The following is a 17776-nucleotide window of genomic DNA, read 5'->3' as shown; positions in this document are numbered from 1 at the left end:
TTTAGCTGCAACGGGAATATCTCAAGTGAAACTTAAACTTAGCACTTTGTGCGTATCGATGGCTATTTTGGCTGGTTGTTCGTCAGATTCAGATGATACGGTGGTGGTTGAGCCACGTGAAGGTCAATGGTTGACTGGTGACTTGCACGTACATAGTGCGGTATCAAACGATGCCCGCGACACCATGGTGAATATTCTCTACCATGCGTTTGATGAGTTCGATATTGACTACGTGTTCTTCTCAAACCATATGCGTGTGCGTGGTAACGATCACCAAGACAATGACATTGGCGAAGTCCTTTACGCCAATCGACTTGAGCAGTATGAGCTACCTGAAATTCGTTCGCTACAAAATCGCTATTATCAAGACAAAATCATCACCACAACGTTTGAGTGGGATTTCCCAGGCTTTGAGCACTACAATATCGGCATCATTGGTACTGCTGATGAACAAGCTGACATCTTAGAAGCGGTAAAACTATTCGAATACAAGTTCAGCAATGAGAATACGCTAGCGCATTTTGATCCTAAAGATGTGGCCCGTTGGCAAGCACAGGGGATTGAGCGTTATAACACTGAGGCCGATGCGGCTAAAGCGTTAACTTGGCTACAAGATAACTACCCAAATACTAGCTACGGCATGCTCAATCACCCTCGACGCTATGCCAATACCTATACCTTGGCCGATGTGCGCGATCTCAACAGTACAGCTCCCGATATCTTCTTTTTAATGGAAGGGATGGTGGGCGGACAATTCCACCCTTATGACCGTGGTGATTATGCCAGCAGTAGTGCCGGCCTTTATGGTGGTGCCGACCCTATGTTAGCTCATGTGGGCGGCTGGTGGGACGCACTGCTCAGTGAAGGACGCCAAATCTGGAATGTTTCCAACTCTGATTACCACTTTAAAATCAGTGATGGTGGCCAATATACCAGTGGTTATTTCCCCGGTGAATACTCTAAAAACTATGCCTATGTAACCCAAGGTGATGATGAACTGGCCGTGCTAGCAGCTCTGCGCTCTGGTGAGATGTTTGGTGTAACGGGTGAATTGATCAATCAGTTAGATTTTAGCATTAGCGCCAATGGCAACACTGCCTATATGGGACAGCAGGACTTTAGTGTGGCTCAAGGTGATGAAGTTACCGTGAACATTCGCTTTCAAAGCCCAGAGTTTACTAATCAAGAGATAGTTGTCGGCGACGGTATATTTGGTAGTGCAGTAAATCCTGGCGTACATCATATCGACCTTATTGCCGGTTCAGTTACTGGCATGGTATCGCCAAGCTCGGCGCAATATGACAGCACTGAAAACAGTGATGCCAGCGTAATTAAAAGCTTCACTGCTGCGGATTGGCAGCTTGATGATGAGGGCTTCTACGCAATGTCTTATACCTTTACTGCCGAAGCTAATCAGTACTTCCGCCTACGGGGCACCGCACTCGATTATAACGAAGCGGGCTTAACGGTCGACGGTGAACCACAAAAGTGGCAGTCGATGAGCAAAGATGAAGGCGAGACTGACCATCAGATCCAAGATAGAGCTAATAAGCTTATTTACCGCGATGTGTGGTTCTACTCTAACCCTGTGTATGTCAGCGTTAACTAACTTGACCTAACAAACTAAGGGCAGTGTTAGCACTGCCCTTGGTTCACGATTCGGAGAGCGTATGCGTATATTGATAGGGCTAGTTTTACTCCTGAGTTTTCATGCTTACAGCTGTGAGCAACACGGTGACCATGCACACCATCATCACCATGAAGCTAAGTTGCCAACAGGCCTAAAAGTACAGATCCCCACAGTTGTTGAGCGTAGTCAGGATACGGTGCCGGTCAGCTTTAGTTTTAGTGTGAAAAGTCAGTTAGAACTTGCCGACCTGCAGATTGAGATTAAACCCAATCCAAAGGTTAACATCATTGGCGATGGTGCCCGTTGGGATGAGACGAGCGAGCAGTATCAGGTGACAGCGCAGCTAGTGTCGGCGCAACGTGGTGCACTGCGAGTATTGATATCGGGCAAGGTCAATGGTGAGCCATTCTTGTTAAGTCGTTTTGTGATGATTGCCTAGTGCCGTAATCGCTGTGTAAGAGTAAAGAGGGTGCTCGCTGGGGGCGATTTAACCTGGATGTCATAGCGATTTTTTGCCAATTAGTGTTAGTATCAAAGTTCTAACAAAAAAGCATCAATAGCGTTACTTTTGTCTGTTGATTTGATGTTTGGCAAAATATAAAAATAAAATGATATACAACATAAGGTTGCAGGATTGCGTCATGGCTTTGCTGTGCTTTCTGATGGGCTGCTGCCTATTAGTTAGCCCGCTTACTCGCGCAGATACCATCAATATCCCTGCTTTTGCGCAAGGCAGCGTTGGTACTCATACCCAGTATTTTAGAGAGCGGGATGGGGTTTTGGTACTGAGCGAAGCACAACAAAGGTTTGCAGCAGGCCCGTTGACAACAGGTAGTAGTAACTCAATTTCATTGGGGATCAGTGTCGATCCTGTGTGGATGACGTTTACCGTCAGTAACACCGCCCAATTTGCCAAAGCCTATCGTCTGTCAGTGGAAACACCGTGGATTGATTATATTGATACTTGGTTGATTCAAGATGGCATCGTAAAAAAGCGTATTACAGGCGGTGATGCCTACGCGTTTGACAAGCGGCCGATGGCTTACCGTTATTATGCCTTTGAATATGCTTATCCTCCGGGGTTAACTCAAGTGATCATGCGGGTTGAAACTAAAGGCCCTATGGCGCTACCAGTGCAATTTAACTCTGTGAACCATGCCATTGCGCGCGACATTAATAGCGGCTATCAGTATGGTGCGTTGTACGGCATTATGGTCGCGTTAGCACTCTATAATTTGGTGTTATACTTTTTCGTTCGTCGCCGTGAATACGGGCTTTATGGACTGTACTTGCTGGGCTTTGTCATTAATAGCCTGTCTTATACAGGCCAGTTGCATACGATTATCACCTATGATTTTGGCGCTTATTTTCAAGACTGGTTAGATATTTTCTTGATGATTACCTATAGCGTTGCTGGGCTGCATTTTGCGCGTACCTTGCTGCAAACGAAAGACTATGCCCCCGTTTTAGATAAAATTGTGTTGCGTACCACGTTATATATTCCGCTAGGAATGCTCGCAGGTTTTGCCTTTAATCATCTGTTTTTCTCTATGGTATTGGCCTTCTTACTTAACACCTGTTTTGTAGTGTTATTTATTGCTATGGGCGTGAAAGCCCTGCAAGCCAAAAAGCCATTTGCGCTGATATTTATCTTGTCGTCGGTAACCGCGGCTATCTGTATAACGGTATCGACTTTAGCCGTTGCCGGTATCTTGGTGCCTTATAACGACTACACGTTTAAGGCCATTGAAGTCGGTATGACTTTTGAGGCGATATTACTCGCTTCAATTCTCGGCAGCCAATTTAGAGTGGCGCAAGTCGATAAGATTATGGCGCAAAAATACGCCTGCACCGATCCGCTGACTCAGCTGAATAATCGCCGAGGTTTTCAAGAGCTGACCAGTCCGATTGTCGAACGTATTATCAATACCAAAGCAGATGTCGCAGTTGTACTCATTGATATCGATTTGTTTAAGAACATCAATGATGTTTATGGCCATCAAGTTGGCGATGAGGTGCTGAAAAAGGTGGCTGCGGCCATTAAGCTGGCTTGTAGAAAACAAGATGTCTGTGCGCGTTGGGGCGGTGAAGAATTTATTGTGTTTTTGCCCAATAGCAGTCAGTCAATCGCTGTCGAACAAGCCGAGAAAGTGCGCCGCGCGATAGAAGTGACTCACTTTAGCGATTTGAATATTGCACTGTCGCTGACTGCCAGTTTAGGGGTTGCCGGCACACATAAAGCAAAGTTTCAGCAGCAAGCGATACAAGCAAACTCAATTGAAGCGTTAATCAATCATGCTGACAAAGCCTTATATGATGCGAAACAAAGTGGCAAAAATCGGGTGATCGTTGCCAGTTAAGTAAGCGTGCTAATTACACCATTGGCGCTCGCAGGGAATACCATCTTTATCACCGTCCATTTTGGTATTTGGGCAGTGTTTAATGTAAAACATGGCTTCTTCACATGATCGCATTTGACTACAGTGTTGTTTGCCGGTTTCACAGCGAAAATCAGGTAGATTTGAGCTGGTATCTGCTGAATTGTGAAATTGTTGACTAATGGGTATTTGCGGTTCAGGTTCAGGCGTATTGAGTGCACGATCCATCCCAATGACTATCAGTGCAAGGATTAATAGCATCGGCAGCCAACGTAAAATAGGCGATCTTTGCGGAGTATGTCGTCGCCGCGCAGGCTTAGTTTGACGTCGTGCGACACCAACAATATTGGCATTGCATGCACGGCTTTTTCCATCGGCTTGTTGGGTAATTTGATAACTAATCACATCACCGATAACGGGCTTGCGCGCCATGTGTTTAAGTGCCGATATATGAATAAACACATCCTGACTATCACTGTGTTGCGGCTTAATAAACCCAAAGCCTTTATCATCGTGCCAGCGAACTAACTTTCCCTGTTCAATCTGCATAAACTATCCATTGTGGTTGTAAAAAACATCATCACTACTGAGTATTAAAACTGAGGTTGGCAGTAATGTCATTGTTGTCTATCAATTTTATGCACTCATCTTTAGGCATTACTTTTTAGCCACAACCCATTCGCCAATAAGTAAACTGACTTAGCCGGCTTGTTCCATCCAATTTAACTTCTGATACCTAGAACACGTAAGCATAACGAATTTTGAAGGTCGCTTCGGTGCCAGTGACATAACCTGCAATGGGAGAATTTTCGCCAACATAACGGGTTTTCATATCCGTTGCCCGGTTGTTTACCAGAAACTGCTCGTGGACCAACATCAACTTATGGCGCTTGTTGTCGGTGATGTCAAACGTGGCATTGAAGTCGAGTTTTAACGTGGAGCCTAAAGTGTCATTTTGCCAATAAGCATATTGGGGATGAAAACCAAAACTGAGGCGCGGATGAACACGGTAGTCGAGTTTAATATTCAGCTGTGCGCCATGGCTATTTAGGGTGCTGCCATCGGCTAATTTATTGCTAATAGCCGCAACAGCTGGGTTGATTCGCAACGACAAGTCTTGCCAGCGCTGTTTATAGGCGTATCCGAGAGCGCCAATAACTGGACCTTTTCCCGACCAGTCGCCTTTTACCACATCAATTGACAGGCCGTGGTGTTGATTGAAATAGCCAAATGCCCAATTACGAGCGACTGAAATATTACCGTCTCGCCATTTGGCAGCGGTGGTGTTGTCCCATGTTAGCCCTGCAAATTCAAGCTGATTGCCCTGCAATATCGTTTCCAATTGGCGTACATCAGACTTGGAGGTTGGCTGCACGGTTCTGGCTTGTTCATGGCCAACAATCCCTACCCAAGTTGCACTTGCTTGTGAAGATATGAGTAGCGTACAAGCCGCCAAAATTTTAAAGAGATGAGCGGATAATGGTGGATGGGATTGCATTATGTTGTCCAGCGATAGTCATTCTGATAGCGCATATTGTGCTGGAGATGTTGCGATGCTTTAAATCAATAGCTATTCGATTTATCTATAGATGGGGGGTTAAGTCGATAGGGGAAAAGTTGATAACTTACTGATTATGGTAACACCAGTTAACCCACTGGCTAACTGGTGTCGCCTCTACACTTTACGAATTAAATTCGCGGATCGTTGCCTTGGCTTTCTACCTGACCAATCACTTTGATGTTATCTAAGGTCGATAGCGTTCCCCATTGCTGAATGGTCATCATGCCTTTGACTTCTTTACTGCTAAAACTCAACCTTAAGCCATCTTTACGGTGCTCACTTGGGAGGTTTTCAGGCAATATTTTACGGCCATCATCGGTGATAATTCCCCAGAAACCACCTTCAAGGTTGAGATAGCGAACTGTACCTTGGTTCATCATGACTCCTTTCGGTAGCTCCACAGGTTGAATGACCACTTCTTGTGCTGCAGTAGAGTGTGGTTTTGCAGTCTTGGCGTCAACTTGTGCCGGCTGTTGAGCGCTTACTGCAGATGACTGCTGCTCTTGGGTGTCGTTGGTACAAGCACTGATTAATAGCGCCGTTGCAATCGTTAGTGAAGTTGTTAGTGGAGCGCGCATCAATTTATCCTTGTATAAATGTGTCTATATACCCACTGTAGCAGATTTTGTTGTTTGACCAAGCTTTTAGCTGCGGGCTGTACGGCAACTGATGATGAATGATGCAAAGGTACTCAGTGATCAATAGCGTTTGACCTTGATGATTTTGAAGTCGTTATCAGGTATGTTGAGACGAGCATGGGGTTGGAAATGTAATTAAGATTAAAAGGATTATGCTTCTCAAATGGATATTGAAATGAAAGTTGAACAAACGCAGCAGCATGCGGACTATTATGATGCTATTTATGCTCGTCTTAATAGTTTTAAAGCTTATATTGTTGCAAACCCCGGTCTCATCGTTTCACTATTTTATCTATTTTCGACCATTATAGGTCTGACATACACCTATAATTTGTTGGCTAACTTTGGCCTGAATGTGTTGCTGCATCTAGATTTAAGTGACTTTATTCTGTCTGCGGTTCATCACCCGCAGGCTTTCATTGTCACCTTTGTTGTAGTTTTAGCCTTAGCTGTTTTTACTTTTTACATTGATCCATGGTTAATGGGGCGCTTTCCTAAGTATCGTCATGGTAATAATGACACCTTAAGAAAAATCAAAATCGATCCTGCTTTGCTGCTACTGATTGTCACCATGATGTTGATTTTTAGTATGGTAGAGCTAGTGGCAAAAGCCGACTATCGAAAATTTAGCCAAGGGCAGTATGTGCCTTATCGGGTAACCCTAATTTATCCTATTACTGAGTTGCCACGCCAACCAATCGACAGTGCCATTTCACACGATACAATAGATTCAACACCAGTGCTGAAACCAACAAAACTGATTTTAGATCGCGTTGGCATTATCAGCAGCACGGCTCGTTATTTGTGGTTATATCAAGGCGAAGGCGTGCCGGTACAGATGGTGTCCCATGACAATGTGGCATCGATTTTACCACTAGAAGATACTGTGATGACGGCGCAAAGTGGCGCGAATACTGCCAATGAAAGTCGATCAACGAGTCAAACTATTAAACCTCAACCAGAGCTCCCTGTTACTTCACAGACGATATCAGCTGAAAAAGCTGAAGCCAGTTTACAATAGCAGTGTGTTTGATGGGATATTTAGAACTAAGAGGTTTTTTCACTGGATAATTAGTGGTTGGTGGTTTGTTATAGTGAGCGAATGTGGTTCAAGTGTTTGATTTGGCATCAAAAATTAATGAAGATAACTTGTCAGTCGAATGCTTTTAATATGACAAGGATGTGTGATGAACGTGACAGGACGACTCATTGCTTGCGGTTTGCTTACGCTCAGCTTTAGTACAGTAGCTGATATCGATGAGCAGACTGAATTCGAGCAACTTGATTTTGAACTCGTGAGCCTCTCAGAAACCGACGCACGGGTAGTTAGATGGCGAGACGAGCAAGGTCAGCCATTGACAGCAGCTCATTTAAGCCCCAAAGCACACCAAGGTAAGCAAGCATTACTGCTTAAAAGTGATGGAGAAAAGCGTAATTTTATCCAATCCATAGAGACCAGCTTTGTTGGTGAAACCTTAAATCTGAGCGGGTACATTCGTACTCAAGATATTAGCCAGTTAGCTGGGCTGATGATTCAGCAGTTTGATTTTCGTGGAAATGCCATCGGATTTGAATTTCTAAAAGGCCTAACAGGCAGCACTGATTGGCAACAATATCAGATCTCAACCGCATTAAATGAAAATACCAGTAGCATCAGAATTGGTGGTTTTGTAGTTGGCGCCGGACTAGCGTGGTTTGATGATTTGTCGGTTACCGTTGACGGTCAAGATATTGCACTCGCGAAACCTTATAAGCCTACACTGCTGGCCGCAGATACAGATACCGAGTTTCATTCAAGTTCGCAAATCAACTTTGACAATGTGAGTCAGCTGCAAATCGATAACCTCAGCAAACTTGCTCAAGTCTGGGGGCTTGTTAAGTATTATCACAATGCGGTCGCTGCAGGCGAATACAATATGGACGCTGAGCTGTTCCGCGTGATGCCAGCTGTCTTATCGGCCACCAATGCTGACCAAGCCAATCAGCATATGAGCGATTGGTTAGCAAAGATGACAAAGGTCGAAGCTTGTCAACCAAGCTGCGTAAAACGCGACACTAATGTTGCGCTACAGATTGACCTAAGTTGGATAAATGATAGTGCGCGTTTTGGAACTAAATTAAGCCAGCAGCTACAACACATAGTCGCCAATCGTCGTTTTGAAAGTCACTACTATTTTGGGTTTAATAGCTCCATGGGCGTAGCCGTAAACAATGAGCTTAGCTATGGGCAAGCTCACCAAGATACCGGTTATCGTCTGCTCGCTTTGTTTTGAGTTTGGAACTTAGTCAACTATTTTGCCCCCTATAAATCACTCACTACTAGTCCATGGCAACAGGTACCGCAGAAATTCATTGGTCAATTTGTTGCCGCCAAGGATAAAAAACAGTACGAGCAGGCACTGTCTGAGTTGTTAAGCCAACTTGATGATGGCCATGCCTACTTGATGGGGGACAGAGGTAATCAGTTGGTTGACTTGTTTGGTGAGCAACTTGCGCCGGTCAAACTGCAGTATCTTGAGGGTCAGTGGGTAGTGAGTGCAAATTTGCAGCCTAACACCAATGAACTACAAGTGGGGGATGTGATTACCCATATCGATGGCAAATCAGTGAAAGCCGTAGAGCAAGAATTATGGCCATTATTAGCGGCGAGCAACGATGTCAGCCGTTATTACGCGTTGCAAAGTCGCTTGCTACAAACAGATAAACCACAGCTAACATTGACGTTAGCCAGCAAGAAAGCTGTGACGGTGGCAACAGTGCCAATCGCTGAGGTTTATCTACAGGTATTGCAGCCAATTGCACTTGCCGAGCACCATGTTATTGATGGAAAAGTGGGCTATATCAATATGACGACGCTTAAGCCCGAAGACGTTGCTCCTTTGATGCAGCAATATCAGCAACTCCCACAGCTCATTATTGACCTGCGTGGCTACCCTCTAGGGTCAGTGTGGACTCTGGCGGAGCATCTGTTTGCTAAGCCGAAAGTCATTGCTAAAGCGCAGTACACCAATATCAACACACCGGGTGACTTTATGTTGCAAGATGTTGAAGTGGGTATTGATAACCCCAATCCCTATCGCGGCCGTATCGTGCTATTAGCCAACGAGGAGTCGGTGAGTCAATCTGAATTTTCACTAATGGTGCTCAGACAGGCGCCTAATGCCTTGGTAATGGGAAGCCAAACTGCAGGCTCAGACGGTGATGTTTCGCAATTTTCTATTCCCGGTGGCTATCAGTCGCAGTTTTCTGGCATAGGTATTTTAACACCTAATGAGCAACAAACTCAGCGCCTGGGTATTGTTGCTGATGTCGAGGTAACAGCCAATATTGCGGCACTTCGAGCAGGTGAAGATGTGGTATTAGCACAAGCACTGTTATTGCTAGATTCAGCGAAATTTTCTGAGCTGATAGCCGCTAAATCAACGCGTCTGTAATTTATTTGGCCCAGCATAAGCTTGTTTATGCTGGGCTTTTTTTTATCGGCATCGGACTTAACTTATTAGTAAACCGTTTGCGGCTTTGTTTAAGTCAATTTTTGAATGATTAATGGCAAGATAGACGCAATCATCATGGCGAACATCGATAGATATTGTTGCAGGCTGGTCATTGGGGCGATAGTTATCGCCCCGTAATTGCGAGCTTTACTGCTTTAATTGTGCTTTAGCAGCTTCAACTTTTTCCATATCTAGGCCGAGCTCATTGACCGCTTCTTTAATCAAATTGGGGTTTTGCATCACTAACCCCATTAATTGCTGTAATTTCTCTGGCGGAATACCTAACTGAGCAATCGTCGCCATGGCCGCCATTGGGTTAGCGGTAAGAGTTTGGAATAGCTCATTGATTTGCGCGTCACTGATATTGTGCTCTTTTAACATCGCAATAATTGGGTTCATTGCATCGCCTTAGTTAGTCTGTTAGAAAAATAGTGGCCGGATTTTATCACACTCTCCATTGGGTGCTAGCTTAGCGTGTCATTGCTGGCGGCTTTCACGTTAATGAAATCATTATAGGCTAGGGCATTATGGGCCGCTTGAGCTCAAATCGTTGCTGCTCTGAAATACCATAATAGGCCGATGGGCCGCCGGCGCGCAGTATCGGTTGGGCTTTACTGGTCATAAAGTTACCTTGGGCGTCGAGCAAAGATGGCTCAATATGTACGGCCACCACCTCACCAAGCACTAACCAAGTATCCAGTTGCTCACCATCGGCTTTTTGTAGTTGAATGAGCTGGCTGAGTTCGCATTCAAAATTGATCGGGCTTTGGACGACCCGATCGGCGTTTACCTTTTTTGCCGGCTCCGCCGTAAGGCCAGCAAATTCAAATTCGTCTTGTTGTGGCGCCAGCGCAGCAGAAGTGAGATTCATCTGTTCTGCTAGCGGTTTAGTGGCCATGTTCCAGACGAAGGCTTTGCTGTTAGCGATATTTGCCACGCTGTCTTTCCAACCAATACTGGCAAAACCTATGATAGGCGGATCGTAGTTAAAGCAATTGAAAAAGCTATAAGGCGCTAAGTTGCGTTTGCCTTGTTGATCCCGTGAGGCTATCCAACCAATAGGCCGCGGGCCAATAATTGCACTTAGTGGATCATGCGCCAATCCATGCCCTTGCTGGGGTTCGTAATAGTATCTCGCAGCTTTTTCCATTAGCCCATTCCTTGTCTAGCTTGTTATTCAGTAATCCGTTGAGCACATCGAAATGCCTTCAGGTGCCAACAAGCGAGTGCTTTTGACAACCAGTTTGCATCTTTTTCGGTGTGACCTCGTCTTTATCAGTAGTTGAAACAGACCCAAAATTAATGAGAGTGTTGTCATGATTAAATTAGTTAGCTTTACCATATGTCCTTTTGTGCAACGAGTCACGGCTCAGTTGAATGCAAAGCAGATCCCCTATGAAATTGAGTATATTAATCTCAAAGATAAACCACAGTGGTTCTTAGATATCTCACCTAATGGCCAAGTGCCAGTATTGCTCACTGAAGCTGGCGTAGCGTTATTTGAATCTGACGCGATTGTTGAATACATCGAAGATGAGTATGGTCCACTTGAACAGGGAGTCAGTCATACTCAGCGAGCGTTAGATAGGGCATGGAGTTATTTAGGCAGTAAACACTATTTAGCACAGTGCGGTGTGATGAGTAGTAAAGATGAACAAACGTTTATCCAGCGCGCTGAAAAGTTGCGTCAAGCTTTCGCTAAAGTGGAAGCACAGTTAACAGGTGAGAGTCCCTTTTTTAAATCAGATCGTTTGAGCAATGTTGATATCGCGTGGTTGCCGCTTCTGCACCGTGCAGCAATGATAAAAGCGCACACTCAGTACGACTTCTTATGTGGCCTGCCCAAGGTACAAGCTTGGCAAGCGGCACTGCTGGCTGCGGTGGAGGTTAATCGTACTGTGGCTGATGATTTTGAGGCCAAGTTCACGGATTTTTATCTAACAGAAACTTTCTTGGCTAAGGGTACAGATATCCCCGCGCAGCAAGTCTGCCAAGCGGCCAGTTGTTGCGGTTAGCGACAAAACCTGATTATGATGACAAAAAATAGCAAAGAATTAAGTGTGTTAGAGCAATACAATCGTTTAGCTAAGGCGCAATACGAGTTGCGGCAGCAGGCGCAGTAACTCTATTTTCATGAAAGTAAGCTTGAGCGCTTAACCGATAGCACAATTATATTTGCGGGTTTTGTCTCTGTTTTAGCCTATCGTTTGCCTGTTAATTAAGCCTAGATAAACTGATTTGGCCGTTGTTGCACTACAGTGAAGCTATTGTGGTGTAGCGAGGCCTTGGTGGTCCTGATCCTATCGCTAACTCTAAAGAGGTATTTTTAATCAATGACATAGCTAAATCATGGCTTATGGCTCACACTTTTTAGCATTCGCTAGGATATTGATTGTTGCTACCGAGTTAGCTAGATAAACTAGTTAAGCTGCATTTTAAATGAATCATTTAGTGGGTTTATTGAGCCAAGGAAACGTGCCTCATGTTAAATATTGATGATCCCAAGCAAGTGGAGAAAACACCCGCAATATGGCGTTTAGGTTTTAGGCCATTTTTTTTGGGTGGCGCGAGCATTGCCGCACTGTTTATTCCATTGTGGTTGCTGACTTGGTTTGTGCCTCAACTGAGCTTTTTTAGGCAGGAGTTTTGGGCCAATGTTGTGCCGCTATGGTGGCACCCCCATGAGATGTTATTTGGTTTTGCCCTGGCAATTGTGTGTGGTTTTTTGCTGACCTCAGTACAAACATGGACCAATCAGCCTAGCTTGAAAGGTTTACCACTGGCACTGACTTTTGCTTGTTGGTTACTGGCGAGAGTCTTGCTGCTAATACCGGTTGATATTCCTGTCTGGTTGCCGGCGTTGTTTGATAGTTTGTTTTTGGGGATCACCGCGCTCACCCTCTGGCGCTGCGTTTATAGAGTCAGGCAATGGCGCAATATTGGTTTTCCCATTATGTTGCTGGTGGCGCTGCTTATCAACTTGTTGAGCTACTATGCATTAGTGCAACGTGATTTCAGTTTGAGCCAGCGGATATGGCAAGCGATGCTGTGGTGGTTAGGCTTGTTGATCACCATAGTAGGCGGCCGAGTGGTGCCGTTTTTTACCGCGATGCGTGTTAAGCAGAGCAAGCCTAATCCAATCAATGCATTGGAGTGGCCACTTATTGCTGCGATGGTGCTATTGGTTGCTCAGGCCATATTAACGTTATTTACGCCTGCGATAGAGCAAGGGTTACTGTTGATTGCGGGTAGTTTACATTTGATCCGCTGGTCGCGTTGGTTCCCACACAAGACATTGAAAGAGCCGATGCTGTGGTCGTTGCATGTGGCATATGTTTGTTTGCCTATTACCTTATTTGCTTTGGCGGCTAATATTAATGATGTGAACGCTTACCGTCATTTATTGCACTTATTTGCTATCGCCTCGTTGGCGGGCATGTGTTTATCGATGATATCGCGGGTGTCGCTTGGCCACACAAGTCGCAATATCTACCAAGGCCCCAGCATGACACTCGCGTTTCTAGCGTTACCCCTAGCGGCATTTTTTAGAGCGATTATGCCCCTTGTATGGCCGACACAAATGCAGCTTTGGTTTTGGGTAGCTGGTAGCCTATGGGCCTTTGCATTTGGATTATTTGTGTGGTTCTACGCCCCTATTTTAACCCGGCCGCGCGTTGATGGACGTCCGGGGTAAGTTATATGTTGAGTATGAGAGTAAACAAAGAGATGAAGAAAATGAATAAACTTTGGGTGATGCTAAGCGCGCTGTTGATATCGGCAATATCGTTACCGATCGCAGCGAGTGCCCCGGCCAGCGATGCCGAAGCAATGAAAAAGGCTTTTCCCAATCAATATGCCAGTTGGGCTGCAACGTCAGAGCAATCACAGCGCAGTGATATGCTTGCCAGCTACCCCGCGGCAATCATATTGTGGGCTGGCTCTTCGTTTGCCAAAGAGTACTATAGTCCTCGCGGGCACCAGTTTGCCGTTGCCGATGTTACCCATACACTAAGAACCGGAGCGATGCCTGCTGCGGGTGAAAAAGGTTTGTCTGCCAGTTGCTGGACTTGTAAGTCTCCGGACGCACCTAGGTTGATGAATGAAATGGGTGTTGAGCAGTTTGCCGCTCAGAATTTTGTCGACGTTGGCACCGAAATGAAAAGTGTCGTCTATTGCACCGATTGTCATGTACAAGGCAAAGCAGAGTTGGCTTTGCCGCGTCCTCATGCAAAAGATGCGATGAAAAAAGTCCATTTGCCTTTTGATAAACAAAACAAAACCATGCAGGGGTCACAGGTGTGTGGTCAGTGTCATGTGACCTATTATTTTCAGCCAGAGCTGAGTAACAAGGTTAACATTCCATGGATATTTGGTAGTACCGCGGACAAGATTGAAAAATACTACGACACTCGCCGCTTTTACGAGTGGATGCATCCTATCTCTAGAACGCCTATTTTGAAGGCTCGTCACCCAGAGTTTGAACATTGGAGTCGTAGCACTCATGCCAAAGAAGGTGTGGGTTGTATCGATTGCCATATGCCTCAAGCGCAAGATGAAAATGGTCAGGTCTATACCGATCATAAGGTGAGCAAAGCACTCGATCACTTTGAGCAAGTTTGCCAAAGTTGCCACAGTAATGAACAGAAACTGCTACAACGCCTAGATGAAGGCAAAGCGCAGATTGAGCGTAAAGCGCGTGAAGTAGAAGGCTTGTTGGTTAAAGCGCACTACGAAGCCGGTGCCGCTTGGGAGGCGGGGGCAAGCTGGTCAATCATGAATGACGCGATTATGGCGATTCGTCATGCCCAGTGGCGTTGGGATTTTGCGATGGCATCCCATGGTTTATATGCTCACAACCCAGATGAAGGTAATGCTCTGCTCGATAAAGCTTTGGTTCAGGCAAAATACGCCCGCAATGCACTCGAACAGATCTTGAGCATGCTAGAAGTGAAGCAAGTCAACTATCCTGACATTTCTACCAAAGCCACTGCGCAAGAAGCGGCCAATATTGCCTTAGATAAATTAACTGAAGAGAAGCAGCAGTTTATCGAAGAGCAGGTTAATAAGCATTGGCCTGCGGTTAGTCGACATGGATACGAGTAGGGTATTATGAAGTGACAAAAGGCAGCATAAGCTGCCTTTTTTATGCTTGTTATTTCACAATTAGTGAATAATTGGTCATTTAAAAGGCCTATTCTATGTCGCAATATCTGTATTATTCAAACGATCGTTTATTGTCATCTAGGGTTAAAAGCGCATTAAAATGGCCGTTCAACTGAACATTTTTCGATATTCAAACGATCGCAATGATCGCTAAGATTAATTTTTATTAAATATTTACCCAGTTTGGTTTATTTTGTATACAATTTTAAATTGCAATAAAATCAATGCTTTGTATATATGTCTATGTGACTTATTTTCACTCTTGGTTCATTCGTTTGACCAATATAATTGATTGACACCGGCAGTATTCGATCTTTTAATAAAATTGTAATACAGGATAAGTTATTGTTTTGGGGCTAGTTAAATACTGAATAAGTATCCGGGAATCGATTTATTCCTCAAAGCCCATTTATTAAGTCGGGAAATATTATGGAAACTAAAATGAATCACGGGTACAACCACAACGAAGTTGAGTCGTTTAATTCAATTTCATCGCAGCCAACCACGCCACGATATGATTTTTTACAAGGTGACGAAACGGATCTTAAAGACGAAGAGCCGAGTTGCTACATATTAGGTTATAACTAATCTCACTGCTTGAATTGATAATCTTTGCCAGTTAAGTTGATGGCTAAATTAGCTTAACTGGGATTGATTTTATGGATTTAAGTTGTCACTGCGGTAATGTGCACATAAAAGTCACACAGCCACCGTCATCGCTTACTGCTTGCAATTGCTCTATCTGCTTTCGATTTGCCGCGCTATGGGGCTATTATCAACCTGAAGAGGTCACCGTTACGGTTAAACAGACCGTTAGCACTTATCAATGGGGAGATAGGTGTATTGATTTCTATCATTGCGATACCTGCGGTTGTGCTACTCACTACCTAACCAATAACAAAGTACCCAATACGAAATTTGGCATCAATTTTCGTATGGCAAACCGTCTAGATTGCGAGGCGATACCCAAACGCCACTTTGATGGTGCCGATACCTGGGAATTTATTGATCCGCCAAGCTAGTGCAGGCAGTGTCATGACATCGCCATTTTAGTGTCACATTTTGGTTAATCTTTGCACTTAAGTTAGCATGCAAGTCAACCTACTTGGTGAAGCTATGCTTGCGCTTAATACGTTAATCTCATCCCTATTCGAGTCGGCAAATTCCGTTGCTACGTCAGCTTCTACAGCTGTGAAGCCATCACCTCCTAGCCATTTACGGCCGAAAACAGCCTACAACGCTATCTGGATTTCTGATCTACACCTAGGCAGTAAAGATTGTAAGGCTGAGCTGTTACTGGATTTTCTCAACAGCAGTGATATTAAGCTGCTTTATCTTGTGGGTGACATCATCGATGTATGGGCCCTGAAAAAACAAGTCTTTTGGCCCGACAGTCATAATCGAGTGCTGCAGAAATTACTCAGTTTGGCAAAAGCTGGCACAAAAGTGGTTTATGTTCCAGGTAATCATGATGAGCTTGTTAAACAGTATCATGGCTTTCATCTATGGGATTTTAGTGTCGAGCGTGAATATGTTCATACCACCAAGCTTGGGCAAAGGTTACTGATAGTGCACGGGGATCAGTTTGACTCGCAAGTCTCTGTGGGAGCTTCATTAACTAAACTGGGCGATAAGCTATATGACGTATTGCTGTTACTTAATCGACAATTGCATCTGATCCGGCAGCGACTGGGTTATCCCTATTGGTCACTAGCTAGTTATATTAAACAGCGTGTCGGTAAGGCGCAGCATGCCATAGGTTTATACCGACAAGCGGTGGTACGCTTTGGCGTTGAGCGCGGTGTTGATGGCGTGGTATGTGGGCATATTCATCAGCCCGAGTTGTCACTGCATCAAGGAGTGATATATGCCAACGATGGAGATTGGGTAGAAAATTGTACGGTGTTTGCCGAGAGTTGCAGTGGCGAGCTGCAATTGCTGCGGTGGGATGAAGCAAGCCGTGCCACTGAGCTTATCAGTTCGGTAATGCTTAGTGGCCAGCGTCCTCAGCGACAAGTAGCTTAACAAGGTTAGCTGCATCAAAGGTAGACAGTTTCAACTACTTGGCATCATTGACCTTTATTTTGTCACTTATGCCGCTTATCCCAATGTATTCGCTTTATTACAGTAGACTTTTTGCTGCTATGGATTGAGCGATACCGATGATGATAAGCGAATTTGGATTGATGACGGCCAGTAAACAAGTCAGTTGGCCACTATGGGTCATGTTAGCCACCATTATGCCGATGGCGGCATTGTGGCTAGTTAATGCGGTCATGCGCGTCAGGGCTGTCATTAAACAGCAAGTTGCCGCTGCCACGATAAAATATGCCGATGCCAGTAGTCTGCCTAACACCTTGCAGTGAGTAGGGCGTACGGGTCTTTCGCGGTTAAATTTTGTCCGAGATACAAGCGTTTTAATCGCGACGAGCGGTTTGCCGCCTAGCATGCTAAGCAAAATACCGCTCAACAAAGAGTAAAACGCTTGTAGCCGAACCCTCCGGGCAGTGTTTGTGGCTTCTTTCTACGTCGTTATCGGCTTATCAAGTAGGTCAACTACATATCAAAGCCTCTACCTTGTATAAATAACCCACAAACTGCTGCAAAAATCAGCTCGAAAGACCCGCACGCCCTACATAGCTACAACAACCAATTCCAGCAGCCTTTGCTGTTGCTATTGCTACTACAGTTAATTTGGTTGCTACAGCTCGATTCACCTCTGTGGCAAATAGCAAGTTGGCTATTTGTTCTTGGCCGCTATTGGCATACCTTTGAGCATCTCCATGGTCGTAATCTGCTGCGACGAACCATCGCATTTAGTTTATCAAGCATGCTGCTGTTTACTATGTGGTTGGTGTTTTTGCTGAGCCAATTGCTAGGATAATCCAGAGTAAATGTCCACGAGATAATCA

At 44.9% G+C, this 17776-nt stretch carries 19 protein-coding genes; 14 read left to right on the top strand and 5 right to left on the bottom strand.

From position 1 onward, the window contains the following. Window positions 1-25: 25 nt before the first annotated feature. The 3 genes from L865_RS0120670 to L865_RS0120660 all read left to right on the top strand — a co-directional run bounded on the left by L865_RS0120670 (window position 26) and on the right by L865_RS0120660 (window position 3990). Entirely contained in the window at window positions 26-1609 is a 1584-nt protein-coding gene (locus L865_RS0120670; RefSeq protein WP_245608473.1) for a hypothetical protein, read from the top strand. A 61-nt stretch (window positions 1610-1670) separates the two neighbouring features. Further along, window positions 1671-2069 carry a hypothetical protein gene (locus L865_RS0120665; RefSeq protein WP_028774965.1) on the top strand — a complete coding sequence of 133 codons (399 nt, stop codon included), beginning with the start codon at window positions 1671-1673 and terminating at the stop codon, window positions 2067-2069. A gap of 202 nt (window positions 2070-2271) precedes the next feature. Next, complete coding sequence (locus tag L865_RS0120660) at window positions 2272-3990, top strand: sensor domain-containing diguanylate cyclase (protein WP_028774964.1); 1719 nt, start codon at window positions 2272-2274, stop codon at window positions 3988-3990. 9 nt (window positions 3991-3999) lie between these two features. Here L865_RS0120660 and L865_RS0120655 read toward each other — a convergent pair whose 3' ends face one another. The 3 genes from L865_RS0120655 to L865_RS25800 form a co-directional block, all read right to left on the bottom strand. Next, window positions 4000-4551 carry an excalibur calcium-binding domain-containing protein gene (locus tag L865_RS0120655; protein WP_051484733.1) on the bottom strand — a complete coding sequence of 184 codons (552 nt, stop codon included), beginning with the start codon at window positions 4549-4551 and terminating at the stop codon, window positions 4000-4002. 193 nt (window positions 4552-4744) lie between these two features. After that, window positions 4745-5506 carry a hypothetical protein gene (locus tag L865_RS0120650; protein ID WP_051484722.1) on the bottom strand — a complete coding sequence of 254 codons (762 nt, stop codon included), beginning with the start codon at window positions 5504-5506 and terminating at the stop codon, window positions 4745-4747. A gap of 191 nt (window positions 5507-5697) precedes the next feature. Then, window positions 5698-6147, bottom strand: a complete 450-nt coding sequence (locus tag L865_RS25800) for a hypothetical protein (RefSeq protein WP_028774961.1) — start codon at window positions 6145-6147, stop codon at window positions 5698-5700. 235 nt (window positions 6148-6382) lie between these two features. Here L865_RS25800 and L865_RS0120640 point away from each other — a divergent pair, with 235 nt between their 5' ends. The 3 genes from L865_RS0120640 to L865_RS0120630 all read left to right on the top strand — a co-directional run bounded on the left by L865_RS0120640 (window position 6383) and on the right by L865_RS0120630 (window position 9641). Then, a complete protein-coding gene (locus tag L865_RS0120640) occupies window positions 6383-7228 on the top strand; it encodes a hypothetical protein (RefSeq protein WP_157577688.1) in 846 nt (281 codons plus the stop codon). A gap of 166 nt (window positions 7229-7394) precedes the next feature. Further along, complete coding sequence (locus L865_RS0120635; protein ID WP_028774959.1) at window positions 7395-8480, top strand: hypothetical protein; 1086 nt, start codon at window positions 7395-7397, stop codon at window positions 8478-8480. A 135-nt stretch (window positions 8481-8615) separates the two neighbouring features. Then, window positions 8616-9641 (top strand): S41 family peptidase, encoded by a 1026-nt coding sequence (locus tag L865_RS0120630; RefSeq protein WP_028774958.1) that lies wholly within the window; start codon window positions 8616-8618, stop codon window positions 9639-9641. Between the two features lie 207 nt (window positions 9642-9848). On the opposite strand, the gene L865_RS0120625 is transcribed toward L865_RS0120630, so the two are convergent. Then, window positions 9849-10100 carry a DUF2999 family protein gene (locus L865_RS0120625; RefSeq protein ID WP_028774957.1) on the bottom strand — a complete coding sequence of 84 codons (252 nt, stop codon included), beginning with the start codon at window positions 10098-10100 and terminating at the stop codon, window positions 9849-9851. Between the two features lie 118 nt (window positions 10101-10218). After that, entirely contained in the window at window positions 10219-10851 is a 633-nt protein-coding gene (locus L865_RS0120620; RefSeq protein ID WP_028774956.1) for a flavin reductase family protein, read from the bottom strand. Window positions 10852-11017: 166 nt separating this feature from the next. On the opposite strand from L865_RS0120620, the gene L865_RS0120615 reads away from it, so the two are divergent. From L865_RS0120615 to L865_RS26145, 8 genes are all read left to right on the top strand, one after another. Then, a complete protein-coding gene (locus tag L865_RS0120615; protein ID WP_028774955.1) occupies window positions 11018-11716 on the top strand; it encodes a glutathione S-transferase family protein in 699 nt (232 codons plus the stop codon). Window positions 11717-12183: 467 nt separating this feature from the next. Next, window positions 12184-13395: an NnrS family protein gene (locus L865_RS0120610; protein WP_028774954.1), complete on the top strand. Its 1212-nt coding sequence runs from the start codon at window positions 12184-12186 to the stop codon at window positions 13393-13395. Between the two features lie 41 nt (window positions 13396-13436). Next, on the top strand, window positions 13437-14804 hold the full coding sequence (locus L865_RS0120605; RefSeq protein WP_425423657.1) for an ammonia-forming cytochrome c nitrite reductase subunit c552: 1368 nt from the start codon (window positions 13437-13439) through the stop codon (window positions 14802-14804). 489 nt (window positions 14805-15293) lie between these two features. Then, window positions 15294-15452: a hypothetical protein gene (locus L865_RS25675; RefSeq protein WP_157577686.1), complete on the top strand. Its 159-nt coding sequence runs from the start codon at window positions 15294-15296 to the stop codon at window positions 15450-15452. Between the two features lie 71 nt (window positions 15453-15523). Further along, window positions 15524-15886 carry a GFA family protein gene (locus L865_RS0120595; protein WP_028774952.1) on the top strand — a complete coding sequence of 121 codons (363 nt, stop codon included), beginning with the start codon at window positions 15524-15526 and terminating at the stop codon, window positions 15884-15886. A gap of 94 nt (window positions 15887-15980) precedes the next feature. Continuing rightward, window positions 15981-16889 (top strand): UDP-2,3-diacylglucosamine diphosphatase, encoded by a 909-nt coding sequence (locus L865_RS0120590; RefSeq protein WP_084632614.1) that lies wholly within the window; start codon window positions 15981-15983, stop codon window positions 16887-16889. Window positions 16890-17026: 137 nt separating this feature from the next. Next, window positions 17027-17230, top strand: a complete 204-nt coding sequence (locus tag L865_RS0120585; RefSeq protein WP_028774950.1) for a hypothetical protein — start codon at window positions 17027-17029, stop codon at window positions 17228-17230. A 194-nt stretch (window positions 17231-17424) separates the two neighbouring features. Further along, window positions 17425-17748 (top strand): MAPEG family protein, encoded by a 324-nt coding sequence (locus L865_RS26145; protein WP_084632604.1) that lies wholly within the window; start codon window positions 17425-17427, stop codon window positions 17746-17748. Window positions 17749-17776: the final 28 nt, after the last annotated feature.

The organism is Shewanella waksmanii ATCC BAA-643, assembly GCF_000518805.1.
GTDB lineage: Bacteria > Pseudomonadota > Gammaproteobacteria > Enterobacterales > Shewanellaceae > Shewanella > Shewanella waksmanii.
This window is presented reverse-complemented; position numbering and strand designations above follow the sequence as displayed.